Source organism: uncultured Streptococcus sp. (assembly GCF_963516515.1).
Classification (GTDB): Bacteria; Bacillota; Bacilli; order Lactobacillales; family Streptococcaceae; genus Streptococcus.
This window is the reverse complement of sequence record NZ_CAUQCJ010000015.1, coordinates 1-26,362: the sequence shown is the minus strand read 5'-3', so window position 1 is coordinate 26,362 and position 26,362 is coordinate 1. Positions and strand designations below refer to the sequence as shown.

Below are 26,362 nucleotides of genomic sequence, written 5' to 3'. Positions count from 1 at the left end.
GGTATGCTCAAAATTGGAGGGGAAGTCATGATAAATAAAAAGCAATTTCGGATTTTCACTATTCTTGATTTGGACAAGGAAGAAGAATATTTACATGAGATGCATTTGAAAGGGTGGAGGTATAGAACTAGTCGTTTTGGTTTTTTCTATTTTGACCAATGCCAACCTGACGATGTCATCTACCGCATCTATGATTCTAGATTTCTTAAAAAGTATCAGCATGAATTGCAAGATTTTAGAAATAGCGGTTGGGAATTGATAGAAATAGGTTTTTGTTCAATTCTTCGTAAATCATCTTCTGATTTACTTCCAGAGGATCAAGTCTATATGAGTAAGGATCTCAGATGGGAAGTTATGCGATCTAGACTTCGTTCATGTACAGCTACTTTCTTAGGTGGTCTTGTTGTTTGTATGAGTTTATTTAGAGAAGATCTTTCTATGTCTTTCTTCATTATTTTTGTTTTGTATGCTTTCATGATTTCTTATCTAATCTATGGTTATTTCAGACTAAAAAGGAAATATCGAGTAGATAAACAGTAAGGTTCTAGGTCTTTAGACTGATTTTTAGCACTCTTGGTAAAAGAGTGCTAATTTTTTGAGTTTTTGTCTTGACATTCTCTTTTAAGGGTGTATAATAGAATCATAAGTTAGCACTTGAGTGTATCGAGTGCTAATCGATCAGACAGAGAGGAGTGATGAGGTGGTTACAGAGCGTCAGCAGGATATTTTAAATCTGATTATTGACATCTTTACCAAAACGCACGAACCTGTCGGATCCAAAGCCTTGCAAGAGTCTATTAACTCTAGCAGTGCAACCATTCGTAATGATATGGCAGCTCTAGAAAAGCAAGGTTTGCTTGAGAAGGCCCATACTTCAAGTGGTCGGATGCCAAGTGTTGCTGGTTTTCAGTACTATGTGAAACACTCACTGGATTTTGACCGACTGGCTGAAAATGAGGTTTATGAGATTGTCAAAGCCTTTGATCAGGAATTCTTCAAACTGGAGGATATTCTGCAAGAGGCTGCTAACCTACTGACAGACCTGAGTGGCTGTACGGTAGTAGCACTGGATGTTGAGCCGAGCAGGCAACGTTTGACAGCCTTTGATATCGTTGTTTTGGGGCAACATACAGCCTTGGCAGTATTCACCCTAGACGAGTCTCGAACGGTTACCAGTCAGTTTCTGATTCCAAGGAACTTTTTGCAGGAGGATTTGCTGAAACTGAAGAGCATCATTCAGGAACGTTTCCTCGGCCACACCGTTCTAGATATTCACTACAAGATTCGGACGGAGATTCCGCAGATTATCCAGCGTTACTTTACAACAACGGACAATGTTATCGATCTCTTTGAACATATCTTTAAGGAAATGTTCAACGAAAACATTGTGGTGGCAGGCAAGGTCAATCTCTTGAATTTTGCCAATCTGGCAGCCTATCAGTTCTTTGATCAACCGCAAAAGGTGGCTCTGGAGATTCGTGAGGGGTTGCGTGAAGATCAGATGCAAAACGTCCGTGTTGCAGACAGTCAAGAGTCCTGTCTAGCAGACCTAGCGGTGATTAGTAGCAAGTTCCTCATTCCTTATCGGGGAGTTGGAATTCTAGCAATTATCGGTCCAGTTAATCTGGATTATCAGCAACTAATCAACCAAGTCAATGTAGTCAATCGTGTTTTGACCATGAAGTTGACAGATTTTTACCGCTACCTCAGCAGTAATCATTACGAAGTACATTAAGATTGAAATCATTAAAGGAGGCGAAAATGGCCCAAGATATAAAAAATGAAGAAGTAGAAGAAGTTCAAGAAGAGGAAGTTGTGGAAACGGCAGAAGAAACAACTCCTGAGAAGTCTGAATTGGACTTGGCAAATGAACGTGCAGATGAGTTCGAAAACAAATACCTTCGCGCTCATGCAGAAATGCAAAATATCCAACGCCGTGCCAATGAAGAGCGTCAAAACTTGCAACGTTATCGTAGCCAGGACTTGGCAAAAGCGATTCTCCCTTCTTTGGATAACCTAGAGCGTGCACTCGCAGTTGAAGGTTTGACAGATGATGTGAAGAAGGGCTTGGAGATGGTGCAAGAAAGCTTGATTCACGCTTTGAAAGAAGAAGGAATCGAAGAAATCGCAGCTGACGGCGAATTTGACCATAACTACCATATGGCCATCCAAACTCTCCCAGCAGACGATGAACACCCAGCAGATACAATCGCCCAAGTCTTTCAAAAAGGCTACAAACTCCATGACCGCATCCTACGCCCAGCAATGGTAGTGGTTTATAACTAAGATACAAAGCCCGTAAAAGCTCACAGTAAAAATAGGAGATTGACGAAGTGTTCGATGAACACAAGGAAATCTATCTTTTTTACCCAGAGCTTAGGGCGTGTTCGATTAGGCAATTCTGACGGTAGCTAAAGCAACTCGTCAGAAAACGGCAATCGCTATGGCGTTTGCCTAGCCTCCTTACTAACTCGTCGTCGAAATGAAATCGATTTCGACTCCTCGTGTCGCAATTTACATAATAGAAAACTCGTCCGAAACGACACTAAACTATGAAGAAAGATAAGAGGCAAGCCGGAGGCTTGCAAGGAAGATATTTCCCGCCGTGGTGAAAGTTTCAGTAGCTTCTGCTACTGAAACAGGGGATTTTTGAGACAATAGGCTCAAAAATAAGTGATGAAATCCCGAAGGGAGTTGCTCACGTCCCCACCACTTAAGGGAAATATCAAAAAGAAAAAAAGATAAAATTTAAGGAGAAAAACACATGTCTAAAATTATCGGTATTGACTTAGGTACAACAAACTCAGCAGTAGCAGTTCTTGAAGGAACTGAAAGCAAAATCATCGCAAATCCAGAAGGAAACCGCACAACTCCATCTGTAGTATCATTCAAAAACGGAGAAATCATCGTTGGTGACGCTGCAAAACGTCAAGCAGTTACAAACCCAGATACAGTCATCTCTATCAAATCTAAAATGGGAACTTCTGAAAAAGTTTCTGCTAACGGAAAAGAATACACTCCACAAGAAATCTCAGCTATGATTCTTCAATACTTGAAAGGTTATGCTGAAGACTACCTTGGCGAAAAAGTAACGAAAGCAGTTATCACAGTTCCAGCTTACTTCAACGACGCTCAACGTCAAGCAACAAAAGACGCTGGTAAAATCGCTGGTCTTGAAGTAGAACGTATCGTCAACGAACCAACTGCAGCCGCTCTTGCTTACGGTTTGGACAAGACTGATAAAGAAGAAAAAATCTTGGTATTTGACCTTGGTGGTGGTACATTCGACGTCTCTATCCTTGAATTGGGTGACGGTGTCTTCGATGTATTGTCAACTGCAGGGGACAACAAACTTGGTGGTGACGACTTTGACCAAAAAATCATCGACCACTTGGTAGCAGAATTCAAGAAAGAAAACGGTATTGACTTGTCTACTGACAAGATGGCAATGCAACGTTTGAAAGATGCGGCTGAAAAAGCTAAGAAAGACCTTTCTGGTGTAACTTCAACACAAATCAGCTTGCCATTCATCACTGCAGGTGAGGCTGGACCTCTTCACTTGGAAATGACCTTGACTCGTGCGAAATTTGACGATTTGACTCGTGACCTTGTTGAACGTACAAAAGTTCCAGTTCGTCAAGCCCTTTCAGATGCAGGTTTGAGCTTGTCAGAAATCGACGAAGTTATCCTTGTTGGTGGTTCAACTCGTATCCCAGCCGTTGTAGAAGCTGTTAAGGCTGAAACTGGTAAAGAACCAAACAAATCAGTAAACCCTGATGAAGTAGTTGCTATGGGTGCTGCGATCCAAGGTGGTGTGATCACTGGTGATGTCAAAGACGTTGTCCTTCTTGACGTAACACCATTGTCACTTGGTATCGAAACAATGGGTGGTGTCTTCACAAAACTCATCGACCGTAACACAACAATTCCAACTTCTAAATCACAAGTCTTCTCAACAGCAGCAGACAACCAACCAGCCGTTGATATCCACGTTCTTCAAGGTGAACGCCCAATGGCAGCAGATAACAAGACTCTTGGACGTTTCCAATTGACAGATATCCCAGCTGCACCTCGTGGAATTCCTCAAATCGAAGTAACATTTGACATCGACAAGAACGGTATCGTGTCTGTTAAGGCTAAAGACCTTGGAACTCAAAAAGAACAAACTATTGTGATCCAATCTAACTCAGGTTTGACTGACGAAGAAATCGACCGCATGATGAAAGATGCAGAAGCTAACGCTGAAGCAGATAAGAAACGTAAAGAAGAAGTTGACCTTCGTAACGAAGTAGACCAAGCTATCTTCGCGACTGAAAAGACAATCAAGGAAACTGAAGGCAAAGGCTTCGACGCAGAACGTGATGCTGCCCAAGCTGCCCTTGATGACCTTAAGAAAGCTCAAGAAGACAACAACTTGGACGACATGAAAGCAAAACTTGAAGCATTGAACGAAAAAGCTCAAGGACTTGCTGTTAAACTCTACGAACAAGCCGCAGCAGCGCAACAAGCTCAAGCAGGAGCAGAAGGCGCACAAGCAACAGGAAACGCAGGCGATGACGTCGTAGACGGAGAGTTTACGGAAAAGTAAGATGCAAAGCCCGTTAAAACCTCACAGTGAAAATAGGAAATCTGACGCAGAAACTTTAGTTTCTAGAAAGATTTATCTTTTTCACCAAGAGGTTAGGGCGTGCTCGATTTAGCATTACTAGTTTGATTTTTAAAACTTGAACGTCGTAATGATAGGAAGAAATCCAGAGGTTGCAACCCAGCCTCTGTTTTTCGGTAAAAAGGGACTAAACCTGATTTATTTGGGTTTTGTCTCATCAATATAAAAGAAAGGAATTAGACCTGACCTAAATGGTGGTTTCGTTCCGCAACAATAACAGAAAGGAACAAGGGTGTTCAGAGAATTGAACACGGGCTACGGACTGTGCCAAAAAGATAGTTTTTTCTAGGACGCAAGCGTCCGTCGTCAAAACTCCTATTTTGGCTGTGTCCGTTTGACGCCCTTTGTATCTTGAATTATGAACAATACTGAATTTTATGATCGTCTGGGGGTGTCAAAAAACGCTTCGGCAGACGAGATCAAAAAGGCTTATCGTAAGCTTTCGAAAAAATACCACCCAGATATCAACAAGGAGCCTGGTGCTGAGGAAAAATACAAGGAAGTTCAAGAAGCCTATGAGACTTTGAGTGACGACCAAAAACGTGCAGCCTATGACCAATATGGTGCGGCTGGAGCCAACGGTGGCTTTGGTGGTGCAGGCGGTTTTGGCGGTTTCAATGGTGCAGGTGGCTTCGGTGGTTTTGAGGATATTTTCTCAAGTTTCTTTGGTGGAGGCGGTACTTCGCGCAATCCAAATGCTCCTCGTCAGGGGGATGACCTCCAATACCGTGTGAATTTGACCTTTGAAGAAGCTATTTTTGGAGCTGAAAAAGAAGTTAAGTACAATCGTGAAGCAAGCTGTAGTACATGTAATGGCTCAGGTGCTAAGCCAGGAACAAGTCCAGTCACTTGTGGACGCTGTCATGGTGCTGGTGTCATTAACGTCGATACACAGACTCCGCTTGGTATGATGCGTCGCCAAGTAACCTGTGATGTCTGTCATGGTCGCGGAAAAGAAATCAAAGATCCATGTACAACATGTCATGGAACAGGTCATGAAAAACAAGCCCATAGTGTACATGTAAAAATCCCTGCTGGTGTGGAAACAGGTCAACAAATTCGCCTAGCTGGTCAAGGTGAAGCTGGATTTAATGGTGGACCTTATGGTGACTTGTATGTAGTGGTTTCTGTGGAAGCCAGCGACAAGTTTGAACGTGAAGGAACCACTATCTTCTACAATCTCAATCTCAACTTTGTCCAAGCAGCTCTTGGTGATACAGTTGATATCCCAACTGTTCACGGTGATGTTGAATTGGTTATCCCAGAGGGAACTCAGACTGGTAAGAAATTCCGCTTACGTGGTAAGGGAGCTCCGAGCCTTCGTGGCGGTGCAGTTGGTGACCAATACGTTACTGTTAATGTCGTAACACCGACAGGCTTGAACGACCGCCAAAAAGCAGCTTTGAAAGAATTCGCAGCTGCTGGTGATTTAAAAGTCAATCCAAAGAAAAAAGGCTTCTTTGACCATATTAAAGATGCCTTTGAAGGAGAATAAAGTAAAAAGAGCTGTCGGGCTCTTTTTACTTATCTTCAAGTTCCTGCATTTCTTTTATCACAGCTAGTCTAGTCTGGATATCTTTTTCCAAGACCTTAAACTTGTAAGTCAGGTCTTCTTGATATTCCTTGATGAGTTCTTTTTGCTGGTCGATGATTTGCAGGCTATTTTGGATAATATCCACATCGTCCTTGATAGCTTGAACGCGGTCAGTGGTATTCAAGACTTCATCTGTGATGGTTTGACGATTTTTTGTGACCAGATAACTTCCGGCTGCAGCTCCTGCAAATAGCAGTAGATTGGATAATTTCATGGCAACTCCTTAGGCGTTTTTGATAGTTTCAGCGACTTGAGCGAGTTTGTCAAAGTCTGGTTCGTGGGCGATAAAATCAATCTTGAGGTCATCGTCCGCACTGTAGCGAGGCACAAGGTGAACGTGGGTATGAAAGACGGTTTGCCCTGCGATTTCTTCACAGTTGGCAATGATATTCATGCCAGCAGCCTTGGTAGCTTTCATGACTTTTTGAGCTACTTTTGGTACTTGGGCAAAGAGTTGGCTGGCGCTAGTAGCATCCATTTCTAAAAGATTGCGATAGTGTTCCTTTGGCACGACCAAGGTGTGTCCTGGTGTCACTTGAGAGATATCAAGAAAGGCAAGAACCTGCTCATCTTCATATACTTTTGAAGCAGGAATTTCCCCTGCGATGATTTTACAAAAAATGCAATCTGACATAAAATCTACCTCTACTGTATTGAATTTTGATATAATATAGCTACATTATACCAGATTTGGAGAAAATATGTTAGAAATTAAAAACCTGACAGGTGGCTATGTTCATGTCCCTGTCTTGAAAGATGTGTCCTTTACTGTTGAAAGTGGGCAGCTGGTCGGTTTGATTGGTCTCAATGGTGCTGGGAAGTCTACGACTATCAATGAAATTATTGGTCTGTTGACACCTTATAGCGGTTCTATCAATATCAACGGATTGACCTTGCAAAAAGATGCGACTAACTACCGCAAGCAAATCGGCTACATTCCTGAGACACCCAGTCTGTATGAGGAATTAACCCTCAGAGAGCATATCGAAACGGTTGCTATGGCTTATGGTATTGAGCAGAAAGTGGCTTTTGAGCGAGTAGAATCTTTATTAAAAATGTTCCGTCTGGACCAGAAATTAGACTGGTTCCCTGTTCATTTTTCAAAAGGGATGAAGCAGAAGGTCATGATTATCTGTGCTTTTGTGGTGGACCCGAGTCTTTTCATCGTGGATGAGCCTTTCCTTGGTCTCGATCCGCTGGCGATTTCTGACTTGATTCAGCTTTTGGAAGTGGAAAAGCAAAAGGGCAAGTCTATTCTCATGAGTACCCACGTGCTGGATTCGGCGGAAAAGATGTGTGATGCCTTTGTTATTCTTCACAAGGGAGAGGTGCGTGCTAAGGGAAATCTCCTGCAACTGCGCGAAGCCTTTGGTATGCCTGAGGCTAGTTTGAATGACATTTACTTGGCTCTGACCAAAGAGGAGGACCTATGAAAGACTTGTTTTTAAAGAGAAAGCAGGCTTTTCGTAAGGAGTGTCTTGGTTATCTGCGCTATGTTCTCAATGACCACTTTGTCTTGTTCCTGCTTGTCCTGCTGGGCTTTCTAGCCTACCAGTACAGTCAACTCTTGCAACATTTTCCTGAAAATCATTGGCCTATCCTTTTGTTTGTAGGTATTACGTCTGTTTTGCTTTTGCTTTGGGGTGGGATTGCCACCTATATGGAGGCACCAGATAAGCTCTTTCTCTTGGTCGGAGAAGAGGAAATCAAGCTCTATCTAAAGCGTCAAACTGCCATTTCCCTAGTCTTTTGGCTCTTTACCCAAACCCTTTTCTTGCTGTTATTTGCGCCTTTATTTTTAGCAATGGGTTATGGCATACCAGTTTTTTTGGTCTATGTGCTTTTATTTGGTGTAGGGAAATATCTGCTCTTTCGTCAAAAAGCTAACAAATTTTTTACTGAAACTGGACTGGACTGGGACTTTGTCATTTCCCAAGAAAGCAAGCGTAAGCAAGTCTTGCTTCGTTTCTTTGCCCTCTTTACGCAGGTCAAGGGGATTTCAAACAGCGTTAAGCGTCGTGCCTATCTGGACTTTATCCTAAAGGCTGTTCAGAAGGTGCCTGGAAAGATTTGGCAAAATCTCTATCTGCGTTCTTATCTGCGAAATGGAGACCTCTTTGCCCTCAGTCTCCGTCTGCTCTTGCTTTCCATACTGGCGCAGGTTTTTATCGAGCAAGCTTGGATTGCGACAGCAGTGGTGGTTCTCTTTAACTACCTCTTGCTCTTCCAGTTGCTGGCTCTCTATCACGCCTTTGACTACCAGTATTTGACACAACTCTTTCCGCTGGATAAGGGGCAAAAGGAAAAAGGTTTACAGGCGGTAGTCCGAGGATTGACCAGTTTTGTTTTACTTGTGGAATTAGTTGTCGGGTTGATTACCTTCCAAGAAAAACTAGCCCTTCTAGCTTTAATGGGAGCTGGTTTGGTTTTACTAGTCTTGTACTTACCTTATCAGGTCAAACGTCAGATGCAGGACTAACATTGCCTATATGATATTAAAAAAGAAGTTGAGTTCAGTTTGTCTCAACTTCTTTTTTGTTACTACAGGATAATGGTTGGTCCGTAGAGACTTAACTTGGTCTTGACTTGGTCAAAGTGGAAACGATCATAGGCCCGCCAAGCAGCGCGAGTTGGAGCATCTGGATCGAGAGCGCTGAGTCCCATGAGAAGACTGGAAGTCTGGTAAAATTTTTCCAGTTCAATCAAGACTCGATTATCCACTGTTTCAGCCTTGGCTAGAAAACCAAGAATAGAGTTTAGTTGCTCCTGAAAGCGGACGTCGTCAGCGGTTGCCTGTTTGCATGCTTGATAGGCTTTGTTTAAGTCAGTAATCAAAGTCTGAGCTCTTTTAATGGGGTCTGTATCTGTCATGAGAATTCCTCCTTTAATCTGGGTGCCAGTCTTGTTTCTAGCAACTGTATTTTGATACTGTCATTCTATCACTTTTATCTCCTTTTTCGATTACAAATCTTTAATTGTCATTGAAATTTCCTGAATGGTACTGTTAAAATTTTATGATAAAATAGTTGTAAGCTCATCATGATGTTGTAGAAAAATAGTCCTTTTAGGAGTTTTCAAAGACTGTTTAGGATTGGGTGTGCTTGTGCTAGAACTTTTCTGTTATTCTTTTCTTATACTCAATGAAAATCAAAGAGCAAACTAGGAAGCTAGCCGCAGGCTGTACTTGAGTACGGCAAGGTGAAGCTGACGTGGTTTGAATTTGATTTTCGAAGAGTATTAGGAGGAGAATCCAATGAAACATATGATTATTCAGACACAGAAAACAGTCTATAAAGTAAACGTCGACGATATCTACTATATCCAAGCACATCCAACTAAAGCCCATACCGTACAGATTGTTACAGAAGAGGCTAGTTTTAATATGGTTCAAAATTTAAGTAATCTTGAGAACCAATATGGGGAAAACTTGATGAGATGTCATCGAAATTGTTTGGTTAATCTTGATAAAGTAAAATCGATTGATTTTCAAGAAAGAATCCTTTTTCTTGGAGAAGAAGGTCAATACGCTGTCAAGTATGCCAGACGTCGCTATAGAGAAATTCGTCAAAAATGGTTGAAAAAAGGAGAGTAGGAAGATGAGAATATTTGTTTTAGAAGATGATTTTTCCCAACAGACTAGAATTGAAACGACGATTGAGAAACTTTTGAAGGAACATCATATCATTCCTAGCTCTTTTGAAGTTTTTGGTAAGCCAGATCAATTGCTGGCAGAGGTGCGTGAGAAGGGTGCCCATCAGCTATTCTTTTTGGATATTGAGATTCGAAATGAGGAGATGAAGGGTCTGGAAGTGGCTAGAAAGATTCGGGATCGAGACCCTTATGCCCTGATTGTCTTTGTGACGACTCACTCGGAGTTTATGCCCCTGTCCTTTCGTTACCAAGTGTCTGCTTTGGACTACATTGATAAGGCCCTTTCAGCAGAGGAGTTTGAATCTCGTATCGAGACAGCCCTCCTCTATGCCAATGGTCAAGATAGTAAAAGTCTGGCTGAAGATTGCTTTTACTTTAAATCAAAATTTGCCCAATTCCAGTATCCTTTTAAAGAGGTTTACTATCTTGAAACGTCGCCCAGAGCCCATCGTGTTATTCTCTATACTAAGACGGATAGGCTGGAATTTACAGCGAGTTTAGAGGAGGTTTTCAAGCAGGAGCCCCGTCTCTTGCAGTGCCACCGCTCTTTTCTCATCAATCCTGCAAATGTGGTGCATTTGGATAAGAAAGAAAAACTCCTTTACTTTCCCAATGGTGGAAGCTGTCTAATCGCCCGTTATAAGGTCAAGGAAGTGTCTGAGGCTATCAATAACTTACACTAAGTGAGGTAATGTAATGGAAATAGTTTGGAAGATAGTATATTCATTTTTGATAGCTGTATTGGAATTGTTTATATTTTTTAAGGTGGATGGAATTGTTCTAACTCTGGAGAGATTTTTTAAAGCTTTTCTTTTTAAGTTACTTTTAGCAGTCGTTTTTGTAACGATTAACTATATAGTAGGAAATACTTACCTATCTTATTTTACGGAACCCTTGTACGGTATAGGCTTGTCTTTCTTATTGTTAAGAGGGCTTCCTAAAAAACTCCTTTTCTTTTATGGTCTCTTTCCAATGATATTGGTGAATCTCTTTTATAGAGGTATTTCTTATTTTGTGCTTCCATTTTTGGGACAAGGGCAAGTACATGATGATTACTCTTTGATTTGGTTGTGTATAATAATTTTCAATTTCTTCATTTCTCTAGCCTTTTTGAAATGGTTAGACTATGATTTCACTAACTTGAGAAGGGAGATTCTAGATAAAGGTTTTCAAAATTCCCTGACTACGATTAACTGGATAATGGGGGCTTACTTTCTTGTCATGGAAAGTCTGTCTTACTTTGAATATGCATACGATATCCAATCAAAGACTGTTCGCCATCTCATCCTAGTCTTTTACTTGCTCTTTTTTATGGGAATTATTAAGAAATTGGATACCTATTTGAAGGACAAACTCCATGAGAGACTGAACCAAGAACAGGCCTTGCGCTACAGAGATATGGAGCGATATAGTCGGCATATAGAGGAACTTTACAAGGAAGTTCGGAGTTTTCGCCATGACTACACCAATCTTTTGACCAGCTTACGTCTGGGCATTGAAGAGGAGGATATGGAACAGATAAAAGAGGTTTACGACTCGGTCTTAAAGGATTCTAGTGAAAAATTGCAGGACAATAAATATGACCTGGGCCGATTGGTGAATATTCGTGATAAAGCCCTCAAAAGTCTCCTAGCAGGAAAGTTTTTAAAAGCCAGAGATAAGAAGATTGTCTTTAATGTCGAAGTTCCTGAGGAGATTCAGGTCGAGGGGATGAGCTTGCTTGACTTTCTAACCATTGTGTCTATCCTTTGTGACAACGCTATTGAAGCCAGTGCAGAGGCTAGTCAACCTCACGTTTCAATCGCCTTTTTAAAAAATGGAGCACAGGAGACCTTTATCATTGAAAATTCCATCAAAGAAGAGGGCATAGATATTTCTGAGATTTTCTCCTTTGGAGCCAGTTCTAAAGGGGAAGAGAGAGGAGTTGGTCTCTATACCGTTATGAAGATTGTGGAAAGCTATCCCAATACCAGTCTAAATACCACCTGCCAAAATCAAGTCTTTCGTCAGGTGTTTACTATAATACATACAGAATGATAAAAAATAAGACCGAGAGTTCTTGTTACTCGGTCTTATTTTTTATAGCTGAATAGGTAGTTCAAGTGCTTTTGTGACTTTAAATTTACTAAAAATTATTTCATGTAAGAGATCTTCCCACCATCCTCCACCTGTAATCTGGTTGAGTTCGGTAGTTGTTAGTTCTTGAAATGAGGTTAGGTTTTGATTCTTATCCATGTTATGATTCTCCTGTTTTATAAGATAATAAATAGTTATAGAGTGTTATCTGAAAATTAATCAGAATGGGTTAAAATTTTATCTTTGAAATAATCAAAATATGTTTTCTTTGCAGTTACACTAGTGACGCGACCTTGTAAGCCATATTGGATGAGTTTACTATCCTCATTAGATAGTTTTGCAAGAGCGGTTAATTTAAAGAGATTTCCTTGCTCTGTTCTGGTAGGAGTTTGATCAATTGTCTGAAGTTGACCGATGATGGTAATGCCGTGATTTCCAATCTTCTCCAGTTTTAATCTTACAGTTTGTCCTTTATCTAGTAGAGGTAGATAGTCAGAAGATACGTAGTAAGTGATTAGTACTTCTCTTGTATCTGTGATGATAGGGAATATTTGAGCAATTTCTGTACCAGTTGGAACTCTATTTTTACCTTCAAATTCGCTGTTCAGATGAATGATACCTTTATTTGGGGCGGTTAAGGTATTGTTTTCTAAGCGCTGTGTCGCTTGATCTAGCTGTACTTTTAATTCTGTTAATTGGTTCTCCACGGTTAGTTGTTGCTGTGAGGCTGTTTGTAAAAACTGAGTGCGGAGTACTTCAATTTTGGTCGCTAAACTATTGTCATAAGTTGCTACACTTCCGATACCAGCTTGCTGAATTTTGAGACTTGCGATAGATGATTCAAGACCTGCAATACTTTGATTAATTTGAGATAAAAATGGCTCCTCTGCAGTTCCTTGTGTTTGTCCTTGTGAGGCTACAAGATAACGATTCAAAATTGACTGGTGCGGATTGCCAGTTGGTAAGCGTGCTCTGTTATTTATGATAGCATCTCTCAACTCTTGATATTCTCCAATTTGTTGTTGAACTTTTGTAATTTCTTGTTCGATGGCTGATGAACTGCTATTGGCAAGATTAGCTTGATTTGAAACTTCGGTGTTAGTCTTTGTGATACCCAGTTCAATATCATGGGATTGTTTAGTAAAATTCCTAAAGGTATTATGGTAGCCAAATTCATCCTCGCCAGAAAAAAGATCAGTCGCTTTTTCTAAGCTTTGTTTCAAAATTCCAAGTCCTTCTTTTTGCTTCTCAAGTCTTTGTAATTGAGTTTCTAAGGCAGTTTTCTGACTTTCCTCCATTGTTTCAGAGTATTTGATGAGTAAGTCATCTTTTTCAACTACTTGATTTGCCACTAAATGATTAGCAAGGATAGGATTATCACTGGTTGACTGAATGGATGCAATGACACTTGTAGGGGCGATTTCTCCTTGGGAAGTAACAGTAATTTCTTTTGTGGCAACAAGGGAGAAAATCAAGATGAAAGTAAACAGTAATGAAAGAGGTATAATTAACACTGTCGCATAGTTATGGTAACGTCTCTGATAAAACTCGACGCTTCTAAAAAGATTAGGATTCATGACATTCTCCTTATTTATTGAATAGATGATGGTAGAAACCTTGCGCCTGCATTAACTCTTGGTGACTACCCACTTCAATGATTTTCCCCTGGTCAAGAACAATGACACGGTTGGTTCGTTCGGCTATACTGAGACGATGGGCTACAAAGAGAATGGTTTTATCAGTTAGGGACATAAGATTATCTATAACTTTTTTCTCAGTCAAGACATCAAGACCGCTAGTAGCTTCATCTAGTATTAAAACAGGAGATTTAGTTAAAAGAGCACGAGCGAGAGCGATTCGTTGCTTTTGTCCTCCTGATAGACCAGCTCCATCAGAGAGCTGAGTTTGATAGCCCATAGGCATTCTTTCAATGTCTTGACGGATTTCAGCTAACTCACAAGCTCTTAGAATATCTTCTTGGCTAATCATATGATTACCGCCCAAAGTTAAGTTTTCCAAAATAGAGCCATTAAAGATATAGGCTTGTTGGGGTAGGTAATTAATATGACGGCGCAAGACTTTCTTATCAATGTTTTTAATATCCTGATGATTGATGGAAATATGTCCTTTGTAGGGTTCAAAGAAATTGACAATCATTTTGGCTAAAGTTGTTTTACCAGAACCACTAACTCCAACTAGGCTAACCTTATCTCCTTGTTTAATCGTGAGATTAATATCTGTTAAGGTATCTCGTCCAAAACCATACTTATAAGAAAGGTCATCAAATTCAATATCGCCCATCAAAAAATGTGAATGAACAGGGTTTTCTTGAACTTGAAATTCAGATTCGACTAGATAGACCTCGTTCAAACGGTTATTAGCGACCTTCGCAGATTGGAGTTTGGTTTGGAGGTTGATAATATTTTCCATAGGAGTTGTAAAGTAAGAAAGAAGTGTGTTAAAGGTAATCAGCTGACCGATAGAAATTTTACTCGACATGACTAATTGAGCGCCAAACCATAGGATAAGGATATTCAGAACTAATTTTGTTCCCTGCTTTAAACTCGTTTGTAAAATAGAATACTTACTGAGCTTAAAGGATTTTTCCAAATAATCTACAAATTCGCTGTCTATATTTTGATAGCGATTTTCTTCACTCGTGAGCGACTTTATAGTTTCAATCCCGTTGATATCTTCGATAATGGCAGAGCTAACCATAGAATTACTTTGCATGACATCATGGTTCATTTTTTCGAAAGGCTTCATAAAAGAAAAGATGATGAACATGTATATAGGAATGGAAATAAGAGAAAGAAGGAAGAGATTAGGGTTTTGTGCCAGTAAGACGCCCCCTACAAGAATCAGAATAGAAACATCCAGAAAAAGAGAAAGAATGGTAGAAGCCAAGGCATCTATAATAGAGTTAGCATCTGTGAACCGTGAAATGATTTCTCCTGTACGACGTGTCGCAAAGAAAGACATAGGAAGTTCAAAAATATGGCGAATATAGGATAAAATCACATCAATACTTAATCTCTGACTTAGAACGGTTAGGAGATAATCTCTGGAGAAGCCCATGACTTGTTGGAGGATATAGGTGATAACCAGACCAACTGAGATGATTCCTAAAGTTGATTTCATCTGATTTGGAATGTATTCATCCAAGATTCCTTGGAGATAATAAGAACCACCGATATTGATAATCGTGACCAATAAGCTTGAGAGAACAATGTAAGCAATGAGAGATTTTTGCTTGAAAATCAGAGGAAGGAAGCTTAGTAGACCATTCTTTTTATCTTTATGGGGTTGATAGCTAGGTTTGGGAGCTAGAAAAATAGCTACTCCAGTCCATTCAGAGAAAAAGCGTTCTTTTGACATTTTGGTGATTTTTACAGAAGGGTCAGGATCACCAATAACCAGATAGTCTTTCCTTGTTTGATAGACAACATAGTAATGTTGGAGTTTTCCTTCTTTGTTAACGTGAACGATAAATGGATAGGGGACATCACTCATGTCAAATAGCGTTTTATCTGCTTGAACAGGTCTTGTTTCAAAGCCCATTTCATCAGCGGCTTTTACAATGCCAAGAGCAGTCGTCCCTTCTTTATTGGTCTTTGCAAGTTCTCTCAAGTGAGCTAGAGAAAAATCTGAACCATAGAATTTAGCAATCGAGGCTAAGGCAGCAACACCGCAGTCTCTAGCATCTATTTGAGGAACAAATGTACGTTTATAAGAAGTCATTGGCAATTCCTTTCATATAGTAGATAGGTATATTATGCCATAAAAATAAGTTCATATTTTACGAAATCTTGAATAGTCATTGAAACTTCCTGAATGGTAAAAAAGTTGGGTAGAAAATGAAGAAAATATTGCAACAATAAAACGCAATGTAAAGGTTTTTGTGTACTGATATTATGCGTTTTTCCTTATATTCAAGCTTTTTTGTCTAGATTTTTTTAAGTATTTCAGGTGATATGAAATGAAAAATTAGGTGTGTGAAATCCGATTATAGGGAAATAAATGAAGCTACAATTAAGAAATGTAGTCAAGATTAAAGAAATTATCCAGTGGATGATTTCTTCACGAGTATGAAAATTTGAGAACGAGTAAAGCATGATATAGCACTAGATAAATTGAGTGTAAAAGAATATTAGGATCCCTTTAGGGATAGTGGTAAGTAATACTAAATCCTCTTTGAGAGGCAAGTGACGAGTCAAGAGTAATAAGGCTTGAACAAAGTGAAAGCCAGCGTCTCTAGGCGCTGGCTGGTAATTTGGGCTTATATAACTTTCTAAATCATATGTATCTTTAATCTCCGTTTAAATATAAAGCAGTGCAATTATATCCCGTTAGGAAGCCAAAGCCTGCTGCAGAAACTAGCGCGACACCCCAGCCAATGGGACCTGTTATTGCTCCTACGCTAGCTATCGTACCTAGCGCACCACTCGCTGATAGCATGCAGTCGGATACATTTCCTCCACCGACAACTTCTTCAAGAAAGTTTTCATTAATTTCCATTAACATTATTGTTCCTCCTAATTACCTTCATAATAGAGCGAAGTACATGACCAGCCTGTAGCGAAGCCAGCAGTACCAGCTGCTCCACCTAGCGCAGCTAGTGCTAACCACCCTGTTGGACCTGTAGCAGCAAGTCCAATTACTACTGCTGAAGCGATAATTCCGTTTACACAGTCATTCACATTTCCTCCACCGGAAATTTCTTCTAATTTATTGAAATTTAATTCTAACATATTTACTCCTTGTCCTTGCGTTTAATTTTAAAAAGTCCTATTATGGATAGAGTTATCGTAGTTATTGAAGCTAAGCTGGTAAAGACAAATACTTTTGTTTTTAATCCAATAGAAAATAGTAATACACCATAAAAAATATTTGATACATAATAAATCTTATTTTTAACGACACTCACCTCTGAACATAGATTTTTGTCGTGTTGCAACTTTGACAAGTTTAGTATAGCATTGTTTTTTAAAATTTTTTATTCAAATCTTGAATTGTCATCGAAACATCTTGAATTGTAAAAAAGAAATTAAAAAGCAAGTAGGAAAAATACACTTGTCCTATAGAAACCACTTCGTATGAAATAAAAGACTTGTTTGATGACTATTGGAAGAAAGATTAGGCGGCCAAAAATTGAATTTTTAAAATTCTAACTTAAACATAGTTTTTTAGTCTTGGTATCTTTAAATCAGCTAAAACAATTCATAACAACACCTGTATATTATGGTTCAATACGATACCGAACAAGTATATAGTATTAAGAGGTCTTAAATATTATTTCCGTCTGTTCTCATATATTCTCATGATCGCAACAAGGATAGCAGCTGTCCCACTTGCCAAAACGATAAGGGTAATGATAATGTTGAGGATTTCAGGCGTACTCCCTATTCTGTTGATAAGACGGAGTAGGGATATAACTGTCAACTGAATCAGGAGTATTGATTCTACTCTTATCAATGAAGTCAGTTGGTTTTCAACTGCATATAAAAAGGCTGGTAGCATAACACAGGCTATAGCAATCACAAACAGATTGCCCCCTGTTTCTTCTCCCTTGTTCACCACGGAAATCATGAGAAGATTCGATGCTATAATCAACGTAGAACAGATGATAAAAAAGGATTTCTTATTCATATAGGACACCTCATATACTATGGTATTTTAGTTTGAACCCAAGAAATATTCTTCAAACTACTGTAACACCATCTCGCCGTAAAGCAGTACCATCTGTGACTAGCTTCCTAGTTTTCTTCAAATACTGATTTTTTATTGAAGACAAGAAAGGTAAGCTCATTAACCATTATAGCAAAAAACAATGATAACATATATTATTTTTCGGTTTATGAATGATATTCGTTACTTTGGTAAGGAGAAAGTTTTTACAATTCAAGATGTTTCGATGACAATTCAAGATTTGGATGAAAAATTTTAAAAAACAATGATATACTAAACTTGTCAAAGTTGCAACAAGACAAAAAATAAAAATAAAAATAAAATGGAGGTATTCATCATGATTTTACAATCTTCTGTATCCTTAAAAATTCTTGATGAGGATACACTTTCTGATATAGAAGGCGGAATTGCTTGGTGGGTTGGTCCAGCAGGATTTTTTGCTTATGGGATATTAGCTGGTTATACTGATGAGAAATGTATGATTGATAATGGAAATCACTGGTATTGTGTTAAGCTACCATAGAAGAAGGAGTAAAACAATGAAATATATAAAGGTATTAACAGATTCAAATTTAGAAAGAATACAAGGAGGAGACGATTTGATAAATTTTTATGAATTGGGAGAAAAAATAGGAAGATATTTAGCACACCGTCATCCAAATTCGGTTACTCTTCCAATGTGTTACGAATATGGTCCAGCTTATCCGGCGCCTGTTTTACCATGTAGAAAGTAGGGAAATAGAATGGGAAAAGTTACTATTATAGAATTATCGGAACTAGAATTGATTTATGGTGGTGACAGTCATGGTTCAATATTTCATCCTGACACTTGGGTGAGATATTTTGAATATGCTTTAACTCACCCGGGAAAAGGAGGGAATCTCCCTTTATGTGAAAACTATACACCTGCGTATCCAGGAAAAATTTTACCACAATGTTAAATTTTTATAAAACTATAGTTGAAAACACCTCAGGTTAAAGACAAAGTTTTATTATACTGTGTTTAGGTAAATTCGAATGATAGGTAAAGTTATCTGAGGAACTACTCTAGAAAAAAAGGAAATTCTAAACTTAGATTCGATTATATAGTCTCAAATATCCTAAGTATTGAAATTAGCCGTTTTCTGGTGCTTTATAGTAAGGTGGAGGAGTTTGTTAGTTTCAAACTTTGCTCGTAATGATTTGAAAAATTCCAATTTTCTTGTAGAAATTCACAAAAATTTAGATTGTCTATGTTTGGAATATCAGTAAAATGTATTTATAGAGAAAAAAATTTTGAAGTTTAAGTTTTTAGTTACTTCAATTAGAGAGAGGTTGTATTTATGACTATTTTTAACAAATGTCATGCTGTGTTTGTTGGATTTTTAGCCTTTATAACAGTTACTACAGTAGGTTATACCATCAATCAAGGAGATTTTTTTCAAAACGAGTACCTATTTATTATCACAAAGACTTTCTGGATTTCACTGAGTGTTGCCTATGCGAAATGGTTTGATATGGTTTCGCTAAGAAGGTTAACGAAGAAAGAAATTCTACTTTTTATTGGAAGCTTTCTTATTTGTGTGCTGGTAAATATAGGTTATTATAGTTTTTTTACAGTCTCTTCTGGTGCTAGATATCAACACCTTGAGGCTACTAGTACAGGAATTTCCTTATCCTTTATTGCAAGCGTGACAGTTTTTGGGCCTATTCTGGAGGAATTTGTTTTCAGAGGTATCCTTCAAGGTGCGGTTTTTGAAAATTCTTGGTTGGGGCTTATACTGACTGCCTCTCTCTTCTCTTTCCTGCATGCTCCTTATGATGTTCCTTCGTTTATCTATTATCTATTTGGAGGTTTCATGCTGGGCTTTGCTTATAAAAAGAGTCAAAATCTATCGGTGCCTATTTTAGTTCATATCTGTTACAATTGTTTATCATTCTTGTAGTATATGTAAGTAACCAATATGATATAATATTGGATAAAAAATCTTAAAAAATAGGGAAATGGATACTATTACTGTTTAGATTAATAATATTAAATGATGTCACAATTTGAGATTGTGGATACTGAGAATTTTGCGAAAGTTGAAGAAGGTTTCGGAGGTTGGGAAGAGGAAGCTTTTCAAAAAAATTATATGGTTTGATTGGATAATCATCTGCGCATTCTAATGGTGGTTCTTAATACTTTTCTCGTAACTAATATCAAGTTTAGTCTGATTGGAACAGTTGTAGGAGGATTCGCTGGTTATAGTATGTATGTTCTTGGCTATCTAGGAGATTATCTTGACCTTACAAATCATAGAGTTGTTTCTTCCAAAACATTTCACAAAAGTTATAACATTTTAGAAAATGATTAGATATCATTTAATTGTAATGGAGAAATTGTTTCTGCTGATTGGGAAAGAAAAAATATTTGTAACAAAACGCAATGTATTCTTAGCGAGATTGTTCCTAGGTCAGTTTCCCGTGCTTGTCTCTACTTATCTGTTTCTATCTCGTCAGTTTTTAAATTTTTCCTTGGTTTTCCAATTTCTCTTAGTGGTTATCAACTTGGCTTCTATTTTGGTTACTGTTTACCTCACTAGGGAAATGAGGATAAGAGAATTTGAAGATGATGATTTGGTTAGTCCTAGAACCAATCAACTTATGTTCATCGGCTTGACAGGCTTTATGTCTATTATTTGTTTGTATAGAGGTATCATAGCAACAGAAACCTACCAACAAATAATCGCCTATATTGGCGCTGTTCTCTGCTTAATTATCATGCTTCTGCTTATGTGGGGCTTGAAGTATTATAAAAAGTAGAGCTTAATGAAGTATAAAGGGGTAAGTGTTTTCGAAATACTTACCTTTTTATAATGAATTTTTTTTGCAATTCAAGATGTTTCGATGACAATTCAAGATTTGGATGAAAAACTTTAACAAATAGTGCTATACTGAAATTGTCAAAGTTGCAACAGGACAAAAATTAAAAATAAAAAAGGAGTATTTGTCATGAATACAAAAATGATGGAACAATTTGAGATTATGGATACTGATGTGCTTGCTTGTATTGAAGGTGGCGGTTGGATAAAATGTGGACTCGGTGTAGTTGGAGGTGCATTGACTGGAGGAGTTGCTGGTGGTGCTGTGGGCACTGTAACGCTACCTATCATTGGTACTGTATCTGGAGCTGCTGCTGGTTTTTGGGGCGGAGCGGCAACGGGTGCTGCTACATTCTGTTAAAAATCGCTCTTCATTACTAAGCTGAATTTAGTTGGAATGGAGTAAATAATTATGAACAAGAAAAAGATAGTTTCGACTATATTATGTATAGTATTTCTTATAGTGTCAGTGGATAATTTTTTTAGAGACTTAACCCCGTTATTGTTCATTTTAAATATTATTGGCCTAACTTGTTTTTTAGTGTTAACATACATTAACATAAAAGACATGATCTTAAATAGAAGTAAATGATGATTTGGTTAGTCCTAGAACCAATCAACTTATGTATATCGGCTTGACAGGTTTTATGTCTATTATTTATTTGTATAGAAGTATCACAGCAGGAGAATTCTACCAACAATTAATCGCTTATATTGGTGCTATTCTCTGCTTGATTATTATGCTTCTACTCATTTGGGGTTTGAAGTATTATAAAAAGTAGAGCTTAATGAAGTATAAAATAAAAGGGTAAGTGTTTTCGCAATACTTACCCTTTTATAATGAAGTTTTTGCAATTCAAGATGTTTCGATGACCATTTAAGATTTATATGAATTTGTAATCTTAAATAAGGTAAGATAAAAATAACAAATGTAAAGGAGTATTCTTATGAAGAATCAAAAGATAAAATCGCTATTACTTGTACCACTTGTATTTGCATCTATTACTACGGGTGTTGTATATGCAGAAGAACAGCCTACTACTTCATCTATCCAGGCGAATGATAGTTCTGTTGTGGCACCAGATTTGCCATCGGCTAAGGAAAAGGTGGAGCATAAACCTTCTGTTGTAACCCCAGAAGAGTATGAGAAGAATGTTACGGACTTTAAAAAGATAGATATTGAAGCTGTACGTCAATCTTTTACAGAGGATCAATTGGAACATACTATTTATTTTGGTAGAAAAACTTGCTCTCATTGTCGTCAATTTTCTCCTGAATTGAAAGAATTTAATAACTTGATTGAAAAGAAGTTAGAGTATTATGATTTGGATGGTAAGGATTTTGATGGGGAAGCGAGAGAGTTTCTATTTAAAAAAGTCGGTATTCCAGGAACACCAACAATTTTGTATTTAAAAAATGGACATCCGATATCTGGATGGGTTGGTGGCGGAGCAACTGCACAACAGGTGTATGATTATATGTACTCGAGAAACTTACCTAAGCAAACGGAGACAGTGAAATCTTCTGAGGAAACAGTAACTGAAAGTGTCCGTGATGAGAAAACCAGAGATGACAGCATGAGTATTAGTGATAAAGTTGTAAGCGACAGCAAAGGTATGAGTGATGAAAAAAGAACTGAAATGAAAATATCCAATGATAATCCCAATTCTAATAGCGAAAATAGTGGGAAAGTGGAGAGTACAAACTCAACTTCTAAAGCTAAAACTACTCAATCTGACAATTTAGCAATGTTAGACAATAAGAATCAATTGGAAACTCCCAAACCTATTTTTGATGCTGCTCAAGAAAATAAAACTCCTTCAACTGATGTTAAGGGGACTGATTATGTAAGCGAATCTATTACTTCGAATGAAAAATTATTACCGAAAACAGGAGAGGAAGAAAGTTACCAACTGATTCGGCTAGCTGTCGCGTTTTTTATGGCTTCTATAATGATTAAAGTGAAACAAAAAATTCATAAATAAAAATAGATGGTAAACAGGTGCAATGATATTATTTGTTTGTAATAACATATAGCTAACATTTGCCTATAGACAAGAGTGAGAAGATAGGTGTATTTATTTTATATATAAAAGATTATAACTGTATATGAACTGAATGATAAAAGGGTAAGTATTTACGAAATGCTTTCTTTTTCGATTATTTTAACGCCTCAAGATGTTTTGATGACTATTTATGATTTGGATGGAAAATTTCAAAGAATAGTAGTATACTAACCTTGTTAAGGTTGTAGCCGAAAGTGGAATACCAACTCTTATAGGGGAGAAAACTAACCACTTTTGGAGGATTAAATAGTAGTTAATGCATAGGTAAAAAAGCATGGGAAATAGTTAGTATTAGCTGAAGTAGAAAATCGAAAATGAAAGGAAAATTATCATGAGTAAGAATAGTAGAACAGAAAAAGCTATAGTAACAGAAAGTGCAGATTTTGGAGCATATTTTTTAATTTTAGCAGTTGTAGCCGTCGGGGCGCTTGCTTATTTTTCAGAAGATTTTGGGCCAAGGTGAGCAAAAGCTATAGAAATAGTCGGAGCGCCGTTTTCTTTAGGTTTAGGTTTTTTTGCTTTTGATAAAGGTTTTGAAATGCTGAACGATTATAAAGAAAATAAAAGAAAAGAAGACGAAGAGGAAGAAAAAAACAATGTTTCAATTTTCAGAAGCTAACAGTTAAAGTTTGTCTTTGTCCAGTTTGACTTTTACCACAGTATGTGAGGTATATTAAATGAATAAGAAATCCTTTTTTATCATCTGTTCTACGTTGATTATAGCATCGAATCTTCTCATGATTTCCGTGGTGAACAAGGGAGAAGAAACGGGGGGCAATCTGTTTGTGATTGCTATAGCCTGTGTTTTGCTACCAGCCTTTTTATATGCAGTTGAAAACCAACTGACTTCATTGATAAGAGTAGAATCAATACTCCTGATTCAGTTGACAGTTATATCCCTACTCCGTCTTATCAATAGAATAGGGAGTACGCCTGAAATCCTAAACATTATCATTACCCTTCTAGCTTTGGCAAGTGGGACAGCTGCTATCCTTGTTGCAATCATGAGAATATATGAGAACAGACGGAAGTAAGGGTGAATGGTTTTAGATTTTAGATCTTTACGTTGTTAAATTCCCTATGAATACAAAAACGATGTCACAATTTGAAATGATGGATACTGAGATGCTTGCGAAAGTTGAAGGAGGTTTTGGAGGTTGGGGAGATATGATTGCTGGTTTATTGGGTGGGCTAGCACCTTCTCCAACTTTGGATCAATTAAATGGTAAGTGGCCTATTATACATTTTTCAAAACCATGTGGTCCATATGGTATAGGGGGAACTCCAAACTCATGTAATGGTATTTAAAAAGGATTGAAGCTATGAAGGCAAAATATGGGAATCAAATTGTTGATGTTTGGGAAATTGGTCAAGCAACTCCTAAACCAAGTTGGGTAGAGGAAGCTTTTCAAAAAAATTATATGGTTTGGTTGGATAATCATGTGCGCATTCTAATGGCAGGTCTCAACACTTCTATTGCAACGAATATCAAGTTTGGTCTAGTTGGAACAGTTGGAGGAGGATTCGCTGGTTATGGAATGTATGTTCTCGGTTATCCAGGTGATTATATAGATATCACCAATCATAGAGTTGTTTCTGCTAAAACATTTCACAAAAGTTATCAAATTTTAGAAAATGATTAGATATCATTTAATTGTAATGGAGAAAGCTATGAAAAAAATATTTTTTAAAAAACGGACCATCTTCCTTGCGAGATTGTTCTTAGGTCAGTTGCCTTTACTTGTCTCTACTTATCTATTTCTATCTCGTCAGTTTTTAAATTTTTCCTTGGTTTTCCAATTTCTTTTAGTGGTTATTAACTTGGCTTCTATTTTGGTCACTGTTTACCTCACTAGAGAAATGAGGATAAGAAAGTTTGAAGATGATGATTTGGTTAGTCCTAGAACCAATCAACTTATGTTCATTGGTTTGACAGGTTTTATGTCTATTATCTGTTTGTATAGAGGGATAACAGCAGGAGAATTCTATCAGCAATTAATTGCCTATATTGGCGCTATTCTCTGCTTGCTTATCATGCTTCTACTCATTTGGGGCTTGAAGTATTATAAAAAGTAGCTTTCTTTCCTCTTTCCTCTTTTATCAGGATATTTGAGTAGAAGACTCTATTAAAACGTTCGTGAAATAAATGAATGGAGGTATTTAATATGAAATACAGATTATTTCTTGTTATTTTCTTGAGTAGTATGTTGAATATTCTTTTAGGGACATTTTTACAAATCTCTAATGTATCGATTGGGTGGATTGTTCTCTACAGTGGATTATTTGAAGCAGGCGTTTTTCTTCTTACCAATAAAGGGGTGACGGTACAAATCAAGGAGGCAGACATTAAAAACCGCTTTAAATTTATTTTTGGAAAAACGGTATGGTTTCAAATTCTTTTGCTCATCTTTTTGATGGTCAAACTTTATCTTGGTTTGGATGCGAGGTTGATTTTATTCTATGGACATATTTTCATTGTCTTTAATGCCTTAATGTATCTATTATCTAGTAGTCAGGTTAGCCTTAAAAATAACAAACTGTCTTCTTAATCTTGCAGTAATAGAGCCTGACAAGAGGAGGTCATCATGCATAAACGCTTATTTTTCCTAGATTCAAAAACCTTAGACTGGTTGACACCCTATATTCTAGTCTTGGCTTCTGACACCATTGCCTTTAATGTTTTTGTGCTAACCTTTGTATCTGTTGTGGCCTTTTATTTCCTAAATCCCATGCTATCTTTAATGCCTATCTTCTTAGGGGGTGGTTATGTGATCGGATTTTGGTTACTCAAATGGTTTGTTTTGGAAAGGTTAGAGCGAAAGGATGACTTGTAGGGAAGTCTGTTTGTTGAGGAGGATAGTTTTATGGTCATTTTCAATAAATGTCATGCCTTGTTTTTTGGATTTTTAGTCTTTGCAATCGTTGGTGCAGCGGGTTATTCCATTAATCAAGGAGATTATTTTCAACACCAGTACACATTCATTGTTGTAAAGAGTCTCTTGCTTTTCCTTAGTTTTGGCTATGCGAAATGGTTTGATATGATTTCTTTGGGGATTTTAAGCAGGAAACAACTCTTGCTGTTCATTGGAATTTTTCTTCTCACTGTGCTGGTAAGTATTAGCTATCATGCTTTTTTCTCAGTTGTTTCTGGTGCTTCGGATCAACACCTTGAGGAAGCTAGTAAAGGACTTTCGCTTTCCTTTATTGTTAGTGCTACAGTTTTGGCACCTATCCAGGAGGAATTCATGTTTAGAGGGCTTCTTCAAGGTGCAGTTTTTGATAATTCTTGGCTGGGGCTTGTGCTGACATCCTCTCTCTTTTCTTTCATGCATGAACCTTATGATATTCCTTCGTTTTGCTATTATCTTTTCGGGGGCTTGTTGCTGGGCTTTGCCTATAAAAAGAGCCAAAATTTGTGGGTTTCTACTCTAGTCCACATGTTTTACAACAGTTTGCCACTCTTAACTTATATTCAATGAAAATCAAAGAGCAAACTAGGAAACTAGCCGCAGATTACCCAAAACAGTGTGTTGAGGTTGTAGATGAAACTGACGAAGTCAGTCACATATATAATCCAAGGCGACGTTGACGAGTATAAAATGGTTTGTTTTGGAAAGGCTAGATCTAAAGGATGACGCGTAGGAAGTCTGTTTGGTGAGGAGGATAATTTTATGGAGTTTTTTGATAAATTTCATGCCTTTTGTTTTGGATTTTTAGTACTAATAATCGTCATTACAGTTCCTTATACGATTAACCATGGGGATTTTTTTCAAAATGA

34 protein-coding genes and 2 pseudogenes are annotated in these 26,362 nt (G+C 37.8%); 27 read left to right on the top strand and 9 right to left on the bottom strand.

The annotated features are described in order from the left end of the window. Nucleotides 1-27: 27 nt before the first annotated feature. The 5 genes from RYL77_RS04645 to dnaJ all read left to right on the top strand — a co-directional run bounded on the left by RYL77_RS04645 (nucleotide 28) and on the right by dnaJ (nucleotide 6,161). A complete protein-coding gene (locus RYL77_RS04645; RefSeq protein ID WP_269795184.1) occupies nucleotides 28-540 on the top strand; it encodes a DUF2812 domain-containing protein in 513 nt (170 codons plus the stop codon). Nucleotides 541-700: 160 nt separating this feature from the next. Further along, complete coding sequence (hrcA, locus tag RYL77_RS04640) at nucleotides 701-1,735, top strand: heat-inducible transcriptional repressor HrcA (RefSeq protein ID WP_000255759.1); 1,035 nt, start codon at nucleotides 701-703, stop codon at nucleotides 1,733-1,735. A gap of 26 nt (nucleotides 1,736-1,761) precedes the next feature. Beyond that, nucleotides 1,762-2,286 carry a nucleotide exchange factor GrpE gene (gene grpE / locus RYL77_RS04635; protein WP_000046029.1) on the top strand — a complete coding sequence of 175 codons (525 nt, stop codon included), beginning with the start codon at nucleotides 1,762-1,764 and terminating at the stop codon, nucleotides 2,284-2,286. A 478-nt stretch (nucleotides 2,287-2,764) separates the two neighbouring features. Further along, nucleotides 2,765-4,588 carry a molecular chaperone DnaK gene (gene dnaK, locus RYL77_RS04630; protein WP_000034661.1) on the top strand — a complete coding sequence of 608 codons (1,824 nt, stop codon included), beginning with the start codon at nucleotides 2,765-2,767 and terminating at the stop codon, nucleotides 4,586-4,588. Nucleotides 4,589-5,024: 436 nt separating this feature from the next. After that, nucleotides 5,025-6,161 carry a molecular chaperone DnaJ gene (gene dnaJ, locus RYL77_RS04625; RefSeq protein WP_315010208.1) on the top strand — a complete coding sequence of 379 codons (1,137 nt, stop codon included), beginning with the start codon at nucleotides 5,025-5,027 and terminating at the stop codon, nucleotides 6,159-6,161. Nucleotides 6,162-6,186: 25 nt separating this feature from the next. Here the strand turns inward: dnaJ and RYL77_RS04620 are convergent, their stop codons facing one another. After that, nucleotides 6,187-6,474 (bottom strand): hypothetical protein, encoded by a 288-nt coding sequence (locus RYL77_RS04620; protein ID WP_315010206.1) that lies wholly within the window; start codon nucleotides 6,472-6,474, stop codon nucleotides 6,187-6,189. A 9-nt stretch (nucleotides 6,475-6,483) separates the two neighbouring features. Beyond that, nucleotides 6,484-6,894, bottom strand: coding sequence for an HIT family protein (locus tag RYL77_RS04615; protein ID WP_001278317.1), 411 nt, complete (start codon nucleotides 6,892-6,894; stop codon nucleotides 6,484-6,486). A gap of 67 nt (nucleotides 6,895-6,961) precedes the next feature. On the opposite strand from RYL77_RS04615, the gene RYL77_RS04610 reads away from it, so the two are divergent. Next, complete coding sequence (locus RYL77_RS04610) at nucleotides 6,962-7,693, top strand: ABC transporter ATP-binding protein (RefSeq protein WP_315010204.1); 732 nt, start codon at nucleotides 6,962-6,964, stop codon at nucleotides 7,691-7,693. Beyond that, on the top strand, nucleotides 7,690-8,739 hold the full coding sequence (locus tag RYL77_RS04605; protein WP_315010203.1) for an ABC transporter permease: 1,050 nt from the start codon (nucleotides 7,690-7,692) through the stop codon (nucleotides 8,737-8,739). Before RYL77_RS04610 ends, RYL77_RS04605 begins: the two co-directional genes overlap by 4 nt. Nucleotides 8,740-8,801: 62 nt before the next feature. Here RYL77_RS04605 and RYL77_RS04600 read toward each other — a convergent pair whose 3' ends face one another. Next, nucleotides 8,802-9,131, bottom strand: coding sequence for a hypothetical protein (locus RYL77_RS04600; protein WP_004261043.1), 330 nt, complete (start codon nucleotides 9,129-9,131; stop codon nucleotides 8,802-8,804). A gap of 382 nt (nucleotides 9,132-9,513) precedes the next feature. Here RYL77_RS04600 and RYL77_RS04595 point away from each other — a divergent pair, with 382 nt between their 5' ends. From RYL77_RS04595 to RYL77_RS04585, 3 genes are read left to right on the top strand one after another with little or no spacing between them, the layout of a single operon-like run. After that, on the top strand, nucleotides 9,514-9,852 hold the full coding sequence (locus tag RYL77_RS04595) for a LytTR family DNA-binding domain-containing protein (protein ID WP_315010202.1): 339 nt from the start codon (nucleotides 9,514-9,516) through the stop codon (nucleotides 9,850-9,852). 4 nt (nucleotides 9,853-9,856) lie between these two features. Continuing rightward, complete coding sequence (locus tag RYL77_RS04590) at nucleotides 9,857-10,594, top strand: LytTR family DNA-binding domain-containing protein (protein WP_315010200.1); 738 nt, start codon at nucleotides 9,857-9,859, stop codon at nucleotides 10,592-10,594. Between the two features lie 13 nt (nucleotides 10,595-10,607). Continuing rightward, the gene (locus RYL77_RS04585) at nucleotides 10,608-11,948 is read left to right on the top strand and encodes a sensor histidine kinase (protein WP_315010198.1); all 1,341 of its coding nucleotides are present in this window, start codon (nucleotides 10,608-10,610) and stop codon (nucleotides 11,946-11,948) included. A 42-nt stretch (nucleotides 11,949-11,990) separates the two neighbouring features. On the opposite strand, the gene blpC is transcribed toward RYL77_RS04585, so the two are convergent. From blpC to RYL77_RS04555, 6 genes are all read right to left on the bottom strand, one after another. Next, complete coding sequence (gene blpC, locus RYL77_RS04580) at nucleotides 11,991-12,146, bottom strand: quorum-sensing system pheromone BlpC (protein ID WP_315010195.1); 156 nt, start codon at nucleotides 12,144-12,146, stop codon at nucleotides 11,991-11,993. Between the two features lie 56 nt (nucleotides 12,147-12,202). Next, complete coding sequence (locus RYL77_RS04575) at nucleotides 12,203-13,564, bottom strand: bacteriocin secretion accessory protein (protein WP_315010194.1); 1,362 nt, start codon at nucleotides 13,562-13,564, stop codon at nucleotides 12,203-12,205. Nucleotides 13,565-13,574: 10 nt separating this feature from the next. Next, on the bottom strand, nucleotides 13,575-15,728 hold the full coding sequence (gene blpA / locus RYL77_RS04570; RefSeq protein WP_315010192.1) for a peptide cleavage/export ABC transporter BlpA: 2,154 nt from the start codon (nucleotides 15,726-15,728) through the stop codon (nucleotides 13,575-13,577). Between the two features lie 567 nt (nucleotides 15,729-16,295). After that, nucleotides 16,296-16,511: a hypothetical protein gene (locus RYL77_RS04565; RefSeq protein WP_313970337.1), complete on the bottom strand. Its 216-nt coding sequence runs from the start codon at nucleotides 16,509-16,511 to the stop codon at nucleotides 16,296-16,298. 11 nt (nucleotides 16,512-16,522) lie between these two features. Then, nucleotides 16,523-16,738 carry a hypothetical protein gene (locus tag RYL77_RS04560; RefSeq protein WP_314415445.1) on the bottom strand — a complete coding sequence of 72 codons (216 nt, stop codon included), beginning with the start codon at nucleotides 16,736-16,738 and terminating at the stop codon, nucleotides 16,523-16,525. A gap of 541 nt (nucleotides 16,739-17,279) precedes the next feature. After that, the gene (locus tag RYL77_RS04555; RefSeq protein ID WP_315010189.1) at nucleotides 17,280-17,636 is read right to left on the bottom strand and encodes a hypothetical protein; all 357 of its coding nucleotides are present in this window, start codon (nucleotides 17,634-17,636) and stop codon (nucleotides 17,280-17,282) included. 376 nt (nucleotides 17,637-18,012) lie between these two features. On the opposite strand from RYL77_RS04555, the gene RYL77_RS04550 reads away from it, so the two are divergent. The 17 genes and pseudogenes from RYL77_RS04550 to RYL77_RS04465 all read left to right on the top strand — a co-directional run. Beyond that, a complete protein-coding gene (locus RYL77_RS04550; protein ID WP_000603122.1) occupies nucleotides 18,013-18,198 on the top strand; it encodes a hypothetical protein in 186 nt (61 codons plus the stop codon). A 16-nt stretch (nucleotides 18,199-18,214) separates the two neighbouring features. After that, a complete protein-coding gene (locus RYL77_RS04545; protein ID WP_313970340.1) occupies nucleotides 18,215-18,409 on the top strand; it encodes a hypothetical protein in 195 nt (64 codons plus the stop codon). A gap of 9 nt (nucleotides 18,410-18,418) precedes the next feature. After that, nucleotides 18,419-18,616, top strand: coding sequence for a hypothetical protein (locus tag RYL77_RS04540; protein ID WP_000521218.1), 198 nt, complete (start codon nucleotides 18,419-18,421; stop codon nucleotides 18,614-18,616). 381 nt (nucleotides 18,617-18,997) lie between these two features. After that, on the top strand, nucleotides 18,998-19,600 hold the full coding sequence (locus RYL77_RS04535; RefSeq protein WP_000151808.1) for a CPBP family intramembrane glutamic endopeptidase: 603 nt from the start codon (nucleotides 18,998-19,000) through the stop codon (nucleotides 19,598-19,600). 96 nt (nucleotides 19,601-19,696) lie between these two features. Continuing rightward, a pseudogene (locus RYL77_RS04530) lies at nucleotides 19,697-20,011 on the top strand (role in replication). A 16-nt stretch (nucleotides 20,012-20,027) separates the two neighbouring features. Then, a complete protein-coding gene (locus RYL77_RS04525; RefSeq protein ID WP_313970355.1) occupies nucleotides 20,028-20,459 on the top strand; it encodes an immunity protein in 432 nt (143 codons plus the stop codon). A gap of 189 nt (nucleotides 20,460-20,648) precedes the next feature. Continuing rightward, the gene (locus RYL77_RS04520) at nucleotides 20,649-20,879 is read left to right on the top strand and encodes a Blp family class II bacteriocin (protein WP_050390363.1); all 231 of its coding nucleotides are present in this window, start codon (nucleotides 20,649-20,651) and stop codon (nucleotides 20,877-20,879) included. A 586-nt stretch (nucleotides 20,880-21,465) separates the two neighbouring features. Beyond that, on the top strand, nucleotides 21,466-22,503 hold the full coding sequence (locus RYL77_RS04510; RefSeq protein ID WP_315010185.1) for a thioredoxin domain-containing protein: 1,038 nt from the start codon (nucleotides 21,466-21,468) through the stop codon (nucleotides 22,501-22,503). Nucleotides 22,504-22,915: 412 nt separating this feature from the next. Then, entirely contained in the window at nucleotides 22,916-23,047 is a 132-nt protein-coding gene (locus RYL77_RS04505; RefSeq protein WP_315010183.1) for a hypothetical protein, read from the top strand. A 214-nt stretch (nucleotides 23,048-23,261) separates the two neighbouring features. Then, the gene (locus RYL77_RS04500; protein ID WP_315010181.1) at nucleotides 23,262-23,618 is read left to right on the top strand and encodes a hypothetical protein; all 357 of its coding nucleotides are present in this window, start codon (nucleotides 23,262-23,264) and stop codon (nucleotides 23,616-23,618) included. Between the two features lie 46 nt (nucleotides 23,619-23,664). Next, nucleotides 23,665-23,892: a Blp family class II bacteriocin gene (locus RYL77_RS04495; protein WP_315010179.1), complete on the top strand. Its 228-nt coding sequence runs from the start codon at nucleotides 23,665-23,667 to the stop codon at nucleotides 23,890-23,892. Between the two features lie 14 nt (nucleotides 23,893-23,906). After that, nucleotides 23,907-24,227 carry a role in replication gene (locus tag RYL77_RS04490; RefSeq protein ID WP_315010178.1) on the top strand — a complete coding sequence of 107 codons (321 nt, stop codon included), beginning with the start codon at nucleotides 23,907-23,909 and terminating at the stop codon, nucleotides 24,225-24,227. Between the two features lie 28 nt (nucleotides 24,228-24,255). After that, nucleotides 24,256-24,660: an immunity protein gene (locus tag RYL77_RS04485; RefSeq protein WP_315010176.1), complete on the top strand. Its 405-nt coding sequence runs from the start codon at nucleotides 24,256-24,258 to the stop codon at nucleotides 24,658-24,660. Between the two features lie 89 nt (nucleotides 24,661-24,749). Continuing rightward, nucleotides 24,750-25,133, top strand: a complete 384-nt coding sequence (locus tag RYL77_RS04480) for an immunity protein (RefSeq protein ID WP_315010174.1) — start codon at nucleotides 24,750-24,752, stop codon at nucleotides 25,131-25,133. Nucleotides 25,134-25,169: 36 nt separating this feature from the next. Then, nucleotides 25,170-25,418: an immunity protein BlpZ gene (blpZ, locus tag RYL77_RS04475; RefSeq protein WP_315010173.1), complete on the top strand. Its 249-nt coding sequence runs from the start codon at nucleotides 25,170-25,172 to the stop codon at nucleotides 25,416-25,418. A 30-nt stretch (nucleotides 25,419-25,448) separates the two neighbouring features. Beyond that, nucleotides 25,449-26,063 (top strand): type II CAAX endopeptidase family protein, encoded by a 615-nt coding sequence (locus RYL77_RS04470; protein WP_315010172.1) that lies wholly within the window; start codon nucleotides 25,449-25,451, stop codon nucleotides 26,061-26,063. A gap of 192 nt (nucleotides 26,064-26,255) precedes the next feature. Then, nucleotides 26,256-26,362 (top strand): annotated as a pseudogene (locus RYL77_RS04465) (CPBP family intramembrane glutamate endopeptidase); the annotation flags it as partial.